The organism is Nocardiopsis xinjiangensis YIM 90004 (genome assembly GCF_000341145.1).
Lineage (GTDB): Bacteria > Actinomycetota > Actinomycetes > Streptosporangiales > Streptosporangiaceae > Nocardiopsis > Nocardiopsis xinjiangensis.
On sequence record NZ_ANBE01000024.1, the window covers coordinates 142,994 to 157,769 of the forward strand.

15 protein-coding genes and 1 tRNA gene are annotated in these 14,776 nt (G+C 66.6%); 10 read left to right on the plus strand and 6 right to left on the minus strand.

What is annotated here, in order from left to right:
- The first annotated feature begins 2 nt into the window (after nucleotides 1-2).
- The 4 genes from gyrA to D473_RS0112585 all read left to right on the plus strand — a co-directional run bounded on the left by gyrA (nucleotide 3) and on the right by D473_RS0112585 (nucleotide 4,385).
- On the plus strand, nucleotides 3-2,558 hold the full coding sequence (gene gyrA / locus D473_RS0112570) for a DNA gyrase subunit A (protein WP_017609423.1): 2,556 nt from the start codon (nucleotides 3-5) through the stop codon (nucleotides 2,556-2,558).
- Between the two features lie 112 nt (nucleotides 2,559-2,670).
- The gene (locus tag D473_RS0112575; protein ID WP_017609424.1) at nucleotides 2,671-3,315 is read left to right on the plus strand and encodes a DUF3566 domain-containing protein; all 645 of its coding nucleotides are present in this window, start codon (nucleotides 2,671-2,673) and stop codon (nucleotides 3,313-3,315) included.
- A 163-nt stretch (nucleotides 3,316-3,478) separates the two neighbouring features.
- Nucleotides 3,479-3,555: transfer RNA gene (locus tag D473_RS0112580), tRNA-Ile, on the plus strand.
- Nucleotides 3,556-3,707: 152 nt separating this feature from the next.
- The gene (locus D473_RS0112585) at nucleotides 3,708-4,385 is read left to right on the plus strand and encodes a hypothetical protein (RefSeq protein WP_152436824.1); all 678 of its coding nucleotides are present in this window, start codon (nucleotides 3,708-3,710) and stop codon (nucleotides 4,383-4,385) included.
- A gap of 723 nt (nucleotides 4,386-5,108) precedes the next feature.
- Here the strand turns inward: D473_RS0112585 and D473_RS0112590 are convergent.
- Nucleotides 5,109-5,573, minus strand: coding sequence for a hypothetical protein (locus D473_RS0112590; protein WP_051043046.1), 465 nt, complete (start codon nucleotides 5,571-5,573; stop codon nucleotides 5,109-5,111).
- An 839-nt stretch (nucleotides 5,574-6,412) separates the two neighbouring features.
- Here D473_RS0112590 and D473_RS28420 point away from each other — a divergent pair.
- The 3 genes from D473_RS28420 to D473_RS0112610 all read left to right on the plus strand — a co-directional run bounded on the left by D473_RS28420 (nucleotide 6,413) and on the right by D473_RS0112610 (nucleotide 8,077).
- Nucleotides 6,413-6,547: a hypothetical protein gene (locus tag D473_RS28420; protein ID WP_275040650.1), complete on the plus strand. Its 135-nt coding sequence runs from the start codon at nucleotides 6,413-6,415 to the stop codon at nucleotides 6,545-6,547.
- Nucleotides 6,548-7,267: 720 nt separating this feature from the next.
- On the plus strand, nucleotides 7,268-7,705 hold the full coding sequence (locus D473_RS0112605; RefSeq protein ID WP_152436826.1) for a phage terminase small subunit P27 family: 438 nt from the start codon (nucleotides 7,268-7,270) through the stop codon (nucleotides 7,703-7,705).
- A gap of 30 nt (nucleotides 7,706-7,735) precedes the next feature.
- Nucleotides 7,736-8,077, plus strand: coding sequence for a hypothetical protein (locus D473_RS0112610; protein ID WP_026126886.1), 342 nt, complete (start codon nucleotides 7,736-7,738; stop codon nucleotides 8,075-8,077).
- Nucleotides 8,078-8,229: 152 nt separating this feature from the next.
- Here D473_RS0112610 and D473_RS0112615 read toward each other — a convergent pair whose 3' ends face one another.
- The 4 genes from D473_RS0112615 to D473_RS0112630 form a co-directional block, all read right to left on the minus strand.
- The gene (locus tag D473_RS0112615; RefSeq protein WP_017609430.1) at nucleotides 8,230-9,120 is read right to left on the minus strand and encodes an aldo/keto reductase; all 891 of its coding nucleotides are present in this window, start codon (nucleotides 9,118-9,120) and stop codon (nucleotides 8,230-8,232) included.
- 30 nt (nucleotides 9,121-9,150) lie between these two features.
- On the minus strand, nucleotides 9,151-9,774 hold the full coding sequence (locus D473_RS0112620) for a 3'-5' exonuclease (protein ID WP_017609431.1): 624 nt from the start codon (nucleotides 9,772-9,774) through the stop codon (nucleotides 9,151-9,153).
- Nucleotides 9,775-10,001: 227 nt separating this feature from the next.
- Nucleotides 10,002-10,124: a hypothetical protein gene (locus D473_RS28425; RefSeq protein ID WP_017609432.1), complete on the minus strand. Its 123-nt coding sequence runs from the start codon at nucleotides 10,122-10,124 to the stop codon at nucleotides 10,002-10,004.
- Nucleotides 10,125-10,413: 289 nt separating this feature from the next.
- Complete coding sequence (locus D473_RS0112630; RefSeq protein WP_017609433.1) at nucleotides 10,414-10,761, minus strand: hypothetical protein; 348 nt, start codon at nucleotides 10,759-10,761, stop codon at nucleotides 10,414-10,416.
- A 256-nt stretch (nucleotides 10,762-11,017) separates the two neighbouring features.
- Between D473_RS0112630 and D473_RS0112635 the strand changes: the two genes are divergently transcribed.
- Both D473_RS0112635 and D473_RS0112640 read left to right on the plus strand, forming a co-directional pair.
- Complete coding sequence (locus D473_RS0112635; protein WP_026126887.1) at nucleotides 11,018-11,893, plus strand: helix-turn-helix domain-containing protein; 876 nt, start codon at nucleotides 11,018-11,020, stop codon at nucleotides 11,891-11,893.
- Nucleotides 11,890-12,081 carry a DUF397 domain-containing protein gene (locus D473_RS0112640; protein ID WP_017609435.1) on the plus strand — a complete coding sequence of 64 codons (192 nt, stop codon included), beginning with the start codon at nucleotides 11,890-11,892 and terminating at the stop codon, nucleotides 12,079-12,081. The genes D473_RS0112635 and D473_RS0112640 overlap by 4 nt, the downstream gene beginning before the upstream one ends.
- A gap of 790 nt (nucleotides 12,082-12,871) precedes the next feature.
- Here the strand turns inward: D473_RS0112640 and D473_RS25715 are convergent.
- A complete protein-coding gene (locus D473_RS25715) occupies nucleotides 12,872-13,648 on the minus strand; it encodes a DMT family transporter (protein ID WP_449406451.1) in 777 nt (258 codons plus the stop codon).
- Between the two features lie 25 nt (nucleotides 13,649-13,673).
- Between D473_RS25715 and D473_RS0112650 the strand changes: the two genes are divergently transcribed.
- Complete coding sequence (locus tag D473_RS0112650) at nucleotides 13,674-14,546, plus strand: LysR family transcriptional regulator (protein WP_033353294.1); 873 nt, start codon at nucleotides 13,674-13,676, stop codon at nucleotides 14,544-14,546.
- Nucleotides 14,547-14,776: the final 230 nt, after the last annotated feature.

Sequence of the window (14,776 nt, forward strand, 5' to 3'; positions counted from 1 at the left end):
CCGTGGCGGATGCGAACAACCCGGACGCCCCCACGGGCGAACACGACCGGATCGAACCCGTCGACATCCAGGTCGAGATGCAGCGAAGCTACCTCGACTACGCGATGTCGGTCATCGTCGGCCGTGCTCTGCCCGATGTGCGTGACGGCCTCAAGCCGGTCCACCAGCGCGTGCTCTACGCCATGTACGACGGCGGCTACCGCCCCGACCGCGGGTACTTCAAGTGCGCCCGTGTCGTCGGTGACGTCATGGGCAACTACCACCCGCACGGTGACAGCGCGATCTACGACACCCTGGTCCGCCTGGCCCAGTGGTGGTCGATGCGCATGCCTCTGGTCGACCCCAACGGCAACTTCGGGTCTCCCGGCAACGACCCCGCGGCCGCGATGCGGTACACCGAGGCCAAGCTCCAGCCGCTGGCGATGGAGATGCTCCGGGACATCGACAAGGAGACCGTCGACTTCCGTCCCAACTACGACGGCCGCTCCCAGGAGCCCGTAGTCCTACCGTCCCGCTTCCCGAACCTGCTGGTCAACGGCTCCTCGGGTATCGCGGTGGGCATGGCCACCAACATCCCGCCGCACAACCTGCGCGAGATCGCCGAGGGCGTCAACTGGTACCTCGACAACCCCGAGACGGAGGACGACGAACTCCTGGAGGCCCTCCTCGCGCGGGTCAAGGGCCCCGACTTCCCCACCCGCGGCCTCATCGTGGGCCGCCGCGGGATCGAGGAGGCCTACCGGACCGGTCGCGGCTCCATCACCATGCGGGCCGTCGTCGAGGTCGAGGAGGACAGCCGCGGGCGCCAGATCCTGGTCATCACCGAGCTGCCCTACCAGGTCAACCCGGACAACCTCGCGCTGAAGATCGCCGAGCTGGTCAAGGACGGCAAGATCACCGGCATCGCCGACGTGCGCGACGAGAGCAGCGGCCGCACCGGTCAGCGTCTGGTGATCGTGCTCAAACGCGACGCCGTCGCCAAGATCGTGCTCAACAACCTGTACAAGCACACGCAGCTGCAGGAAACCTTCGGCGCGAACATGCTCGCGCTGGTCGACGGCGTGCCGCGCACCCTGCGCCTGGACCAGATCATCCGCCACTGGGTCAAGCACCAGGTCGAGGTCGTCGTCCGGCGCACCCGGTACCTGCTGCGCAAGGCCGAGGAGCGGGCCCACATCCTGCGTGCCCTCCTGCGGGCCATGGACCGCATCGAGGAGGTCATCCAGCTCATCCGCAGCAGTGCCTCCGCGGACGAGGCCCGCACCGGCCTCATGGGGCTGCTCGAGATCGACGACGTGCAGGCGCGCGCGATCCTCGACATGCAGCTGCGCAAGCTCGCGGCCCTGGAGCGCAACGCGCTCACGTCCGAGTACGACGACCTCATGGCGCAGATCGACGACTACAACGACATCCTCGGTTCCGCCGTGCGCCAGCGTTCGATCATCCGCTCGGAGCTGGGCGAGATCGTCGAGAAGTACAGCAACGAGCGGCGCACGCACATCATCCCCTTCGAGGGCGACATGCGCATGGAGGACTTCATCGCGGAGGAGGACGTGGTCGTCACGATCTCCCGCGGCGGATACGCCAAGCGCACGCGTGTGGACAGCTACCGCGCCCAGAAGCGCGGCGGCAAGGGTGTGCGCGGTGCCCAGCTCAAGCAGGACGACATCGTCCAGCACTTCTTCGTCACCACGACCCACCACTGGATCCTGTGCTTCACCAACCAGGGCCGGGTCTACCGGATGAAGGCCCACGAGCTGCCCGAGTCCGCACGTGACGCCCGCGGCCAGCACGTGGCGAACCTGCTCCCGTTCCAGCCGGACGAGGAGATCGCGCAGATCATGGAACTGCGCGACTACGAGGCCGCCCCGTACCTGGTCCTGGCCACCCGCGACGGTCTGGTGAAGAAGTCCCGCCTGGGCGACTTCGACTCGGCCCGTTCCGCCGGCATCATCGCGATCAACCTGCGCGAGGGCGACGAGCTCATCGCCGCCCGCCTGGTCTTCTCCGAGGACGACCTGCTGATGATCTCCAGCGACGCGCAGGCGATCCGGTTCCCGGCCTCGGACGAGTCGCTGCGGCCGATGGGCCGGGCCACCAGCGGGGTGATCGGTATGCGTTTCCCCGAGGGCGGCCACCTGCTGTCCATGGACGTCATCCGGCCCGGCGACGCTGCCACCGACGTCCTGGTCACCACCGAGAACGGGTACGGCAAGCGCACACCCTCCGACCAGTACCCGCTGCAGAACCGGGGCGGCAAGGGTGTGCTGACCGCCAAGGTCGTGGAGGCCCGCGGTGAGATCGTCGGAGCCATGACGGTCGACCCCGAGGAGGACGAGCTCTTCGCGATCACCTCGAACGGCGGGGTCATCCGCACCGGTGTGGACGAGATCAAGCAGTCGGGCCGCACCACCATGGGCGTGCGCCTGATGAACCTCGACAAGGGCAACAAGATCGTCGCCGTGGCCCGCAACGCCGAGGCCGTCGGCGAGGTCGAGGCGGAGGAAGCCGACACGGGCGGGCCCGAGGTCGGCGAGACTCCGGACATCGACGCCTAGACTGCGCGATACGTCCCGATGTATTTCGGTTCCCGTGGTTCCCGCGTTCTGGGGGCCATGGGAACCACGGCGCCATCACCGTTCTCAAGGAAAGTCCAGCGGTAACGTTTCTATGTCTGACAACGAGCGGAACAGCACCTCGAACGACTCCGACGCGGACGGTGTCGACACGGCCGTTGGGAAGGGTGCGGGCGAGACCACCGCCGAGACCGGCTCGGCCGGCAGCGCGGAGAGCACGAAGAGCGCGAAGACCACGGAGAATGCGACCGCGGAGAGCTCGAAGACCACAGAGGCGAAGGGCTCGGCGGACGTGACCTCGTCGGTGACCGGCACCTCCTCGGCTCCGGAGGGGCCCAACGCCGTGAAGGCGACGATGTCCAGCCGCAAGGCGCACCTGACGGTCTCCCGTGTGGAGCCGTGGTCGGTGATGAAGTTCAGCTTCGTGGTCTCGCTGGTGTGCTTCATCATCCTGTTCGTGGCGGTCGCGGTCATCTACGCGACGCTGTCGATGCTCGGCGTCTTCGACGAGCTCACCTCGATGATGACGGCGCTGCTCGAGGGGGACGGGGGCGAGGACGAGCTCGGACTGAACCCCGCCGCGTGGTTCTCCCCCGGCCGCGTCCTCGGACTCACCGGTGTGGTCGGCGCCCTCAACATCGTGCTGATCACCGCCCTGGCCACGGTGGGCACCATGCTGTACAACCTGGTCGCGGACCTGGTCGGCGGCGTCGACGTCACCCTGTCCGAGGCCGAGTAGCGCACTCGTGCGGGCCCGGTCCCGGTGATGGTCCGAGCACTCCCGAAACGCGATAAACTGGGAGGTGAAGAGGGACGCGGTCCGGCCGCGTCCCCTCACCTTCCGCCTCCGGCCACCGGTTCGCCCCGGCATCCCGGATGCGGTAGAGTTCCACCCGGAACACGGGCGTATAGCTCAGACGGTTAGAGCGCATCCCTGATAAGGATGAGGCCCCAGGTTCAAGTCCTGGTACGCCCACCACCGAAAAGACTCCCTACGGGGGGTCTTTTTTATGCTCATGCGCCACACGTGCGCCACGGCAGAACCCGAACGTCGTCGGGCTCGTCGCCGAGGCGTTCGTCTGCTCGACGTGTACGCATCGGCTTGCCGTCGCGTTGGGCGACGTTGCCGACGTGGCGGCCGAGCTTGAGACCGAGCTGACCCGGCAAGGGCGCCGAGGCGGCAGAGTCGGGGGCCGCTCGGCCGAGGCGCCGTTGCCCTTCGACCTCTCCGCCTCGGTTGTGTCCGACGCGCTCGCCTCGACCCTGTGTACCTGGGCGCGCGTGGTGTGGGGCGACGTGCTCGGTGCCCCAGCCGGCCTCGACGACGGCGAAGCGGCGACCGCCTTCCTCGCCGACCGGGTCGAGACGATCCGGCATCGGCCGGACGGCGGCGCCTTGGTCGACGAGGTGTGCGCGGCCGTCGAAGCCGCACGTGACCAGGTGCACGAACCAGGCGACTCATCGGCATCGGCCCTGTTGGGCTTGTGCCCCGAGTGCGGGCAGGCCCTGTACGGGCGCGAGACGGTCCGCGAGGCCCAGTGTCGGCGTGACGGTTGCGACGGAGTGGTGGACGCCGCTGAGTGGCGGTACGACGCGCTTCAACGCCTCGAGGCTGCTGTGCTGCCCGCTGTCGACGCCGCCCGTGCTGCCTCGGTGCTCCTCGGCGTGGACATTTCAGCCGCGCGTGTGCGTCAGTGGCGCCGACGTGGACGCCTTGACCCCGTCGACCCCGCCGCCGACCGGCCCTCTTCCCTGCCGAACTCGGCCCCCGCGGACCGCGCATCTCCGTCCGGTTCCTCGAATGGATGATGGGGCTGCCTGACGGCTGGGTCACCGACATACCCGGTCTGCCCCACACCGAGCACCGCCGACTACTCGGAAACGGCGTCGTGCCTGCGCAGGCCGCCGCCGCGATCCGAGACCTTATGAGCTGGCCGGACCCCGCATAGTCCGGCCCCGATCGTGCCCGCCCTCCGCCAGGCTGGGGGTCCTCGGCGTCGAGGGCGGGCACTCGTCTCCTGCTTGTTCCTAAAATAGGAAGCTAGATTGCTAGGGTGCTAGCACGAACTCTGGAACTCTCGGAGTCATGAAGTCATGAGTTCCGAGGTCGTAAAGGGGAGAGCCCCCGGCTTGCCGCCGCCAGACGAACAGCCGAGGGCTCGACGGGGCCTCACCTTGGCTGGCTGCCGAGGTGGGGCCTCAGCTCACGACCGGCGCAACACCTCCAAAATGATGCGCAGCAGGATTTCTGCCATTCGAACCAGTTCTGGGCGCTGCCACCAGCGGTCGTTGTTCCTCTGACCCATGAGTGCCCTTCGATTTCACGACCCTTGGATGGGGCCGCCGGCGACTCGGGCCGCTACTCGCCGACGGCCGGCCCATCGGCGAATCAGCGAGAACACGAACGACGATAGCTGACAACCACGCCCACCGCTTGGGAGTGGGCCTAGGTGCTTCCGTATGTCAGCCGAGAGCGCATGATGCCTGAGACGTGGCAGCCATGCCTAAAAGGTTCGAAAGGGAACGGGGCTTCTACAAGCGCTCCAACACGTCCTCGGCCGCCTCGACCGCCTCACGCGCCCGATCGAGGTCGTCAGACTCCAGCGCGGCAGCCGGGTCGGGCATCTCGTGTGCCAACCATCCCGACTCGTCTTCGAGGTCGCTCGCGACCTGGGCGACCTCGACCCCGTCCGAGGCATCCGCGCTCACGTCCGGCCAGCCGTCGCCGCCCCAACCGTCGTTGATCTCCTCGACCTCTTCGAGGAGCCCTTGAAGCTCGGCAGGGTTGCCGGCCTCGGGGCCGTAGTCGACGACCGCTTCGGTCGCCGCCGCCTGGTCCTCGAGGAACTCCACGACGACGTCGTACCCCTCGGGCACCTGCGCCGCCTCGGCTTCCCCCGCGCCGCCGGCGTCGTCGGCCTCGACATCCTCGCTGCCCCCGCACGCCGACAGGGCGAGCACAGCAGCAGCGGACACGGCAGCAACAGACATACGCATAGAACGTCCTCTAAGGCATCAGGGATGGGCTCGCCACGGTAGGCGCCCGCCCCGACCACATCCGGCCACCTGACCCATACCGGCCAGGAGGTAAACCAGATGCCCCGACGCCCGTCGTCCCGCTGCGCGAACCCCACATGTCGAACACTCGTCGAGCACTCCGGCCGTTGCCGCACCTGCCGACAAGGCACCAACGCCGCGCATCGCACCGATTGGAAGTGGATCTACAACGACCCCCGGTGGCACGCCCTACGCGATCGCGTGCTGTCCGAGGAACCCGTCTGCGCGTGCGGATGCGGCGCCCCGCGGACCGTCGTCGACCACATCACCCCACACCGAGGCGACGAACGACTGGCCTTCGACCGCACCAACCGCCAAGCCATGACCCGCCGGTGCCACGACCGCAAGACCACCACTGAGACCCTGAACGCTCCCGGACGCGACACCGTGACCGTCATCCTCGGCCCGCCCTGCTCGGGCAAGACCAGCACCGCACACACCCTCGCCGACCCCGCGCGGGACATCGTCGTTGACCTCGACGCCCTCGCCCAGGCCCTGACCCCGCACCCCACCAAGGCACCCCACACCGCCCAACCCCCTACCCCTGCACGACCCCCCACCCTGAACAGGCCCCCTCACACCGAGGCCCCTGGGTCCGGCCGCCCTCGACCGAGGACACACCGCCGACCACCTACGGGCACGCCCGCCACATCGTGGCCTTCGCCAACGAGGCACGCGACGCGCTCGTTCGCAGACTCGCCCGCTCTCACTCCGCACGGCACGTGTGGATCGTGACGACGAGGCACACCGATGCCGACGCTGTTCCTGGCGCTCGAGTGATGCGACTCGACGTCGACGCCGAGGAATGCAAGCGGCGCGCGAACGCGGCGAATCGTCCGGCGAAGTGGCACGAGCTGATCGAGGAATGGTTCATCGTCGACCGAACCCGTGCGGCGCGCGGCGACTCTCGGTGACCAGGGACGGGTCAAAAGTCCAGCCCGTGAGGGGCGCCAGAACGCGCGGGGTGGGCGAGCGCGCGTGACAGAGGGTTTCGAGCGGTTTCATCACCGGGCTCTGTGACCTTAGGTGAACTCTGCCGTGGTCTACTTGGCGGGTGGGCTCCCGGTTGGTTTGCAGCCGGTTCCGGGAGCCCTGACGGGGGACCTGGCGCTTAGCTGGGTCCCTCTCCTACTTCTTCCAGCGCAGTACTTCGATCATGAGTCGAGCAAAGAGCTCGAGTGTGCGCCAGAGTTGCGGAGCCTTCCAGAGATCGTTTTGGTGCACAGTCCACCCTTCATATCGGATGCTTTCGTTGGTGCCCTTCGGTGTATCAACCAAGCTCCACCGATGAGCCCTCCCAGGCCAATCCGAATGTTTTGTCAGTACAGAAATAGGGTCTTGCGAATCAATGCCCATATGAATCTCGGTTCGTTGATTCGGATGTCCGATTTATCTCCGCAGATCTATGACTTGGTCCTACGCGACTCCAGGCGCCGAGGCATGCCAGCAAAGAGCGCCCAGATTAAAAGGATATGCATTATGTCCTTGCAGATCTTACATAACAAAGCAGAGCTAGCTCAGATCACCACTGATTGCCTTCCGCCTGACACGTGGCTGCATGTCGTGTAGCTACATGATTTCCGACTTACTGTTTCCAGTAATCCGGAAATTGCTTGGCTGGTGAGGAGGTGCCTATGGGTGAACGGGGCCCGGTTGCCGCCCCGGACAACGTCCGGAACCTGCGCGGCATGTCTCCGGCGGCTCCTCGAGTGAAGGCGCCGCCGTCCGCGCCCTCTCCCCCGACGTGGCTCGACCGCGAAGCGAAAACGGAATGGAAGCGGGTCGGGGTCCTCTTCCGCATCGATCGGGCGGTGTTGACCACGTATTGCTCGGCCTGGTTGAAGTTCGTCGACGCCGAGCGGACGATTCAGGCTGACGGGGTGTCCGTGGTCGGGCACCGGGGCGCCGATCGCAAGCATCCGGCGTGTCAGCAGTGGAGGGAGACGGCGACCGTGATCGCGGCCCTGCCCAAGGAGCTGTCCGCCGGCCCGAACTCGCGTCTTCGATCGGTGGAGCCGGACGGGGCGAGGATGAGGACGATCAGGGCGTACTCGACCGAAGCCGCTTTGTGAATCCCTTCCCCGGGGCAGGTCGCCGCCCGCGTGGGGGTGAACCCGCGTCAGCTCTCCCAGGAGTCGGTTGGTGACTACTCCCGCTCGTTCGACACCTCCTCGGCGCAGCCGGGGCGTATCGAGCTGACCGACTACGAGCGGGGCCTGCTCGGTCGCTACCGCGCCAAGGCCAAGGGGCGAGCTGTGATCAAACACCTGTTGAATCGCACCGCTCACGTGTTGTGTGAAGAGCGCACCGAGACCGACTCTCAGAAGGTGACAACGGCGAGCGCCTCGAAGAACTCCAGGCCATCCTTCGCCACGCAGGAGTCGGTGACCTGCTCGGCGACTACGGGCCGCGTGGGTTCAGTGCCGCCTCGAGGGCGGCACTGACCAGACATGATGCGTGATATTTTCGTACACGCGTTCTAGTCGTGGCTGGGGAAGGCCTCGACGGACACGACGGCGCCCCACTCTCTCGGCGGGAGAGTGGGGCGCCTTTTCATGTCCAGATCTCAGGGAGAACCGGTCGGCCGGAGCGCCGCTCAAGCGGTGGTGGCCAGCGCGGAGAGCGCGTCGAAGTCCGCATCGCTCAGCCTGATGCGGGCCGCCTCGTTGTTCTCCTCGACGTGCGCCGTCTTCGGCGTTCCGGGGATCGGCAGTATCACCGGCGAGCGGCGCAGCAGCCAGGCGAGCGCAAGCTGCGACGGGGTTGCGCCGTGCTGTTCGGCGGCTTCATCGAGCGGGCCGCCGGGGCGCGCAAGGTCGCCGGTCGCCACCGGGGCATACGGGATGAATCCGGTGCCTTCGGCGGCGCAGTAGTCGAGAACGTCCTCGCTGGCACGGTCGAGGAGGCTGTAGCGATTCTGCACGGACGCGATGGGGACGATCGCGCGGGCCTCGGTCACCTGCTCGACGGTCACTTTTGAAAGGCCGGTGTGGCCGATCTTGCCTTCGTCGCGCATGGCGGCGAGTTCGCCCACCTGATCAGCTAGCGGCACCTGCGGGTCGACGCGGTGCAGTTGGAACAGGTCGATGCGCTCCACACCCAGGTGGCGCAGACTCAGCTCGAGTTGCTGACGCAGGTACTCAGGTCTGCCGAGGGGACGCCAGTCGTCCGGGCCGCGCCGCGTCAGGCCGGCCTTGGTGGCGATGACTAGGCCCTCGGGGTAGGGATAGAGGGCCTCCTTGATGAGCTGTTCGCTGATCTGCGGACCGTAGGAGTCCGCGGTGTCGATGAGGTTCACGCCCAGTTCGACGGCGCGGCGCAGAACGCGCACCGCCCCGGCGCGGTCGGCGGGCTCGCCCCAGACGCCTTCGCCGGTGAGCCGCATCGTGCCGTAGCCGAGCCGGTTGACGGGCAGGGCTCCGCCGATGTCGAACGTCCCCGACTCGTCGGCGGGACGTCCGGCAGCGTGGTCGTCGGTAGTGGTCACTGCGGGTTCCTTCCGCGGCTTCTCAGGGGGTTAGAACAGGGTCGGGTCTTCCGAAGCGGGGACGCCCGGCACCGATGCGGTCGCCAGCAGCTCGGCCAAGGTGTGCACGTTCGGGTCGTCTTCGAGCAGGCGGGCGAGTAGGACCGCAGCGGCGACGGTGTCCCACAACGCCCGGTGCGGGCGTCCGCTGGGAGCCGACTTGTCGACTTGTTCGCGTAGCTCGAACCGGTCGAGGAGCGCACCGAGCCCGCGCGGGGCTGGGATCTGGAGGTGACGGGTGAGGCGCAGAGTGTCGATCAGCCCAGCAGGCTGAACGTGCGGGTGGCGCAGGTGGACAAGCTTCCAGTCCACGATCACGTTGTGTCCCACCATGTACCGACCGTTGACGCGGGCTTCCAGCTCGGGGCCGACCTGTGCGGGGCTCGGCGCTTCGCGCAACGCTTCGTCGGTCAGTCCTGGGCTGATCCAGGGACGGCGCGGCACCGGGCGGCCCGGGTTGACGAGGCTCTCGTAGGCCGCCTGCATGTCGGGGGAACCGTCCACGATCGGGATTACGGCGACTTCCAGGATCACCTCGTTGCCCTTGTCCTGGGCGCCCGTGCCTTCGAGGTCGAGAGCGCACAGCGGCGCCTCGGTCCACGGCCGATCGAGCATGACGGTTCCCCCGGTGGTTCTAGGTGTGTTGTTCGGTGAGGTTGGTGACGGCGTCGAGCACCGTCAGGTAGGCGTCGTGGAAGTTCTGTTCGACATGGGGGTCAATCGCTGCAAGAGCAATCCTTCCGTGTGTGGGGGGACGCCCTCGAGCCCCGTGGCTCGAGGGCGGGGAACCCGCGTGCCTGACGACAGCCGCACACGCACCGGGCACGCGGGGGATCAGGGGTTCAGCGGCCGCACGTTCGCGCAGCCTCGATCTCGTCGGCCAGGACCTCGCGCATCCTCGCCACGGGGTGACCGTCCTCGACGGCACCGGGCGGGAGGATGAGCGCCAGGCCGATCGCGGTCACGGCGGGGGCTCCTCGTCGATCTCACGGATACGGCGCCGTGTCTCTTCGGGGCAATCGGCACGCACGAGGTGGGCGCCCCGAGCCGCGACGTAGCAGAGACCGGACGGCCCCGGCAGGGCGAGCACGCGCCAGTCGGGGTGATCACGGGCGACGAGATCGACCTGGGCATGCGGGGTGCGCCGAGCCTGGCGAGGGATCGAGGAGACTGCCGCGCTCGGTGCAGGTCGAGCACGGACGTCAGACCGAACGGGTCGTAGGGCGGCGCCGAGGAGGCGGAGGAACAGCCGGATCATGGTCGCCCCCTCGGAGGGGGCACTACGTGTGCCTCGGCGACGGGTACGCGAAGTTCGTCGCCGCGTTGTGTGCGGACCTTCAGCATGTGACCGGGGGACCCGGGGCGGCCTCGCTGGTATCCCACGACCTGGTCCGGGGTTTCGCGCTTGCTGTTGACGGCGGTCACCCACGTGCCAAGCGGGTAGTGGCGATGAACTTCGCGCCACAGGGTTTCGAGGCGCAGCGGTTCGAGCTGTTTCATCAGCTCGCCGATCTCGTCGCCCGTCAGTTCTCTGCCGTCAGCCAGTACGGCGTCGGTCGTGAGGATGACGTCTCGCTGGTCTTCCAAGGTGAACAGCTCCATCACTGGATCACCGCCGACCGGGCGCCCAGGAAGGGCCGGACGCGGGAAGCCTTGCGGGGCCTGCCCCAGAGCGGGGCACCGCGTGTTTGGGGATTTCGGGCGGGGTTTCCTTCCAAGAAATCGGACATTAGGCATCTTCTCCTGTCCGCCGTCTGTAGGGCCAATGCTCAGGTGTCGACATCATGCGACAGAAACACCGAGGAAAACAACCCCAAAAGAGAGACTCTACGATTTTGGGCGGAGGTAAGATGCGTCTATGGCACGCGCGAACCCCACCTACTCCCCGTCCGTCCGGCGGCGACGCCTTGGGCGCCACCTGCGAAGCCTGCGCGACAAAGCGGGGTACACGATGGCCGACGTCAGCCAGCGGCTCGGCTGGGCGAAGGCCAAGGTCGGAAAGCTCGAAACGAGCGAGCTGAAGACGGTCAAGCCCGGCGACCTCGACGCGCTGCTGGACCTCTACAACGTCGAGGAGAACGAGCAGCGGGAGGCACTCCATCAGCTCGCGCGCGACGCCAAGCAGAGAGGTTGGTGGTGGAAGTACCGGGACGTCTTCGGCGCGGAGAGCCTGCCGGACTTCGAGGCCGAGGCGTCGTTGATCCGGACGTACCAGGTCGCGATCGTCCCCGGATTGCTACAGACTCCCGAGTACGCCGAGGGCGTGTTCCTCGGTGGGCGGTACACCTCGCCCGACAAGATCAAGCGTCAGGTCGACGCCCGCATGGAGCGCCGCGAGATTCTGACGAGGTACGAACGACCGCCGCGGCTGGTAGCGGTGATCGACGAAGCGGCGCTACGCCGCCCGATGGGCGACCGCGACGTGATGCGCGGTCAGTTCGAGTACCTGCTACGTATCGGGCAGTTGCCGAACATCGACATCCAGGTGCTGCCGTTCGCGGCCGGGCCGCACGCGGCACTCGGGATGTCGTTCACCCTCCTGGACTTCCCCGATCCGCTGGATGCTCCGATCGCCTACACCGATAGCGTGGCCAGCGGCGTCTTCGAGGAGACTGAAGCCGAGGTTGAGTCCTACACGGCCACTTTCGGCGAGCTGCAGGGCGCGGCACTGTCGACCGTGCAGAGCGCCCGTTTCATCGAGGACATCTTGTCCGAAGAAAGCGACGAATCATGATGACACCTGAGTTCCGCAAAGCGTCCTACAGCAATCACAACCAAGACTGCGTCGAGTGCGCGTACCTGCCCGAGGGGGCCGGTGCGATCCGAGACACGAAGAACCGCGAGGCCGGTCACTTGGCGTTCTCCCCAGCCGAGTGGAACGCCTTCCTCACGGACCTGAAGCGTGGGCCGCTGGCTGACTAGCGAGCGGTCGACCCTGGACACCACAGAACCCCCGCGCCGTCATCGGGCGCGGGGGTTCCGTGTACCTGAGTCGCGTCCTACAGACGCTTCTCGGGGAGCATACCGGCCGCGAACATCAGGCGGAACGGCCGTCTGGCCCGACTGCGCGCGGCCTCATCCTTGAATCAGGCTGCTCCTCGGGGGTCGGTGAACCGGCCTCATCTCTGAGTACCGCACACCGGCCCGTGCGTCACACGCGCGTCAGAACGTGCGTCCGACTGCGGACATCTGCGAACACCGACGAACAAGAAACCCTAGGTCAGAAACGATCGAAAGCTCCTGACCCGGGGTCGGTGAGTGCCTGATGAGGATGAGGCCCCAGGTTCAAGTCCTGGTACGCCCACACAGTTTGTGCAGTCCAGAGCCTTGCTTCTCCACCTCGGAGAGCAGGGCTCTTCCTGTTGTGGCCGTCATCTGACCACGGGACCCCACGGCTTCCCCTGTCCGAGCCTGTGCTCCCCCGGCACTGAGCGGTACCGACAGGACGCCAAGTCGACAACAGATCGAATCGTTATGTCGACTCGACTCTAGCCGACGCTCCCTGCTCGGGCAGGGGCGCGCCCAGAAGCTCCGCGGTGACCGCTCGGTAGGTCCGGCCACAGCGGAACCGTCTAGCACTTACGTTTTCGAAAAAGCAGGCCGTTTGCTATAGCGACACTGGCGATCACGACCGCTGCCCCCACCAACTGCAGGACCGTGGGATGCTCACCCAGGATCAGCGCGGACAGGCCGAGCGCGAGGATCGGCTGGATCAACAGCAACCCGCCNTGAACAGCCAGGCGGCCACCTGGCCTAGTACTGCCAGGAGCGCAAGCAGTATCCACGACTGGGCTGAGATCCCAGCCACTTGGATGCCACCAGAGATCGGCGAGACCATGGCGGCGGCGACCGTGGCGGAAGCCGACGCCCATGTCAATGGTTGAACGAACAGACCCGGGTCGCGTCGTGTCGATCTGCGGGTGATGAACAGGTACACGCCGTAGCCGCAACCCGCGATGACACCGAGCAGCACACCGGTACTCGTGTCCGGACCCCGAAGTGAAGCGTTCCACAGCCCGCCGACCAGGCTGATTCCCAAGAGCATCAGCGGGAGCGTGATGACGAAGCGCGTCGTGACCCTCTCCCGATCGATGAGGAAGGCCAGTGCGGGTAGAACCAGGACTTGTATGTTGATCAGGACGGTGCTGATCCCCGCGCCGACGTAATAGATCGAGGCGGTCCAGGCGGCGTAGTCGATGCCCAGCGCAGCTCCAGCGGCAAGGGACCACAGCACACCGCCACGTGACAGGGACCCGACCCGCGACCGTTCCCGAAACGCTAGAGGGATCAGCACGACCACGGCGATCGCGCACCGCGCCACTGCGGCCGTAGCGGCATCGACGCCGGCCAGCTTCACCAGAATCGCCGAAACCGAAAGGCAGAGCGTTCCGGTTAGGACCAGGGACGACGCGACGACGGGGCCGCCTCTTCTCACCGTCCGATCAGTGTGGGATGCACTGTATGACGAGCGTGGAGCGACAGGAGACATGNTATGTTAAGTATACCTTATGACTATGGGGTGGGACCGTCTCCGTGTACTGGACGCCGTAGCCCGGACGGGGTCGGTGACTCAAGCCGCGACGGCACTGCACATGACCGGCCCCGCCGTGTCGCAACAGCTGCGCCGCATCGAGGCCGAGACGAGAACGAAGATCGTGGCGCCGGAGGGACGCGGTCTTCGCCTCACCGCGAAGGGAGAGGTGCTCGCCGGATACGCCCGGCAGGTGGCCGATGCCATGCAGCAGGCGGAGAATGATCTTCATCGCGACGAGACCTACGTCGATCATCTGCGTGTCGCGGCGATCGCTTCCGTCATTCGAAATGTGCTCGGTTCCAAGTTGACCGCGTTTCACCGTGAGTATCCCCGCGTACGGGTGTCCGCCGAGGACGGGGAGACCGCTGATCACCTCGACCGCCTTGCGGCCGGTGCCATCGATCTCGTGCTAGCCGAATCCTGGAGTCCCACCCCTCTGCGGTTGCCGGCGGGTGTCGTCGCGCAACTGATCACACGAGAGGCTTTGTTCATGGCGATTCCGGGCGACCACCCTCTGCGGTCTCACGGCTCTCTTAGCATTCGTGATCTGGCCGGAGAGCGCTGGGCGACCTGTGCCCGGGGTTCGGACGCCCATATCGCACTCGAACAGGTCGCGCGCCGACATGGCGTCGAGCTCGACGTGTCGTTCTGCGTCGCAGACCATATGACCCAGCTCGCGTTGGTGCGAGAGGGGCTGGCTGTCGCGTGCGTGCCGATCCCGGCTGGTGACAGCGATCCGCGAGTCACCTACCTGCCACTCGATACCGAACTGCATCGCGACATCTTGCTTCTGGAGAGAGCTCAGACTGCCTCGTTGGCTCTCCAAGCCCTCAAAACGTGCTTGGTGAACTGATCCAGTAGGGGACGCGCTGTCCCGTTGACGGCGACACGCACTAACCGAATGACCAAACTCAGGCCAGACCAACATCGACCATCTCATCGATGGTGGCAAGGGCCAGTTGGTGTGGGCGCTCCTTGAGGGAGCCGACATCGACGAAGCATCGGCCTCGCGGGCACGTATCTTCGAGCAGGGCGGGACGTTGTGCGACCTCCGTGAGGTCGTCTCCGGATCTTTGGCCCCAT

What these genes read in the sequence shown, in the direction of transcription:
- D473_RS0112635 (WP_026126887.1), top strand. Translation starts at nt 11,018, where the DNA reads ATGGCACGCGCGAACCCCACCTACTCCCCGTCCGTCCGGCGGCGACGC.
- D473_RS0112605 (WP_152436826.1), top strand. Translation starts at nt 7,268, where the DNA reads ATGGGTGAACGGGGCCCGGTTGCCGCCCCGGACAACGTCCGGAACCTG.
- D473_RS0112650 (WP_033353294.1), top strand. Translation starts at nt 13,674, where the DNA reads ATGGGGTGGGACCGTCTCCGTGTACTGGACGCCGTAGCCCGGACGGGG.
- D473_RS0112630 (WP_017609433.1), bottom strand. Translation starts at nt 10,761, where the DNA reads ATGGAGCTGTTCACCTTGGAAGACCAGCGAGACGTCATCCTCACGACC.
- D473_RS0112640 (WP_017609435.1), top strand. Translation starts at nt 11,890, where the DNA reads ATGATGACACCTGAGTTCCGCAAAGCGTCCTACAGCAATCACAACCAA.
- D473_RS0112590 (WP_051043046.1), bottom strand. Translation starts at nt 5,573, where the DNA reads ATGCGTATGTCTGTTGCTGCCGTGTCCGCTGCTGCTGTGCTCGCCCTG.
- D473_RS0112620 (WP_017609431.1), bottom strand. Translation starts at nt 9,774, where the DNA reads ATGCTCGATCGGCCGTGGACCGAGGCGCCGCTGTGCGCTCTCGACCTC.
- D473_RS28420 (WP_275040650.1), top strand. Translation starts at nt 6,413, where the DNA reads ATGCGACTCGACGTCGACGCCGAGGAATGCAAGCGGCGCGCGAACGCG.
- D473_RS0112575 (WP_017609424.1), top strand. Translation starts at nt 2,671, where the DNA reads ATGTCTGACAACGAGCGGAACAGCACCTCGAACGACTCCGACGCGGAC.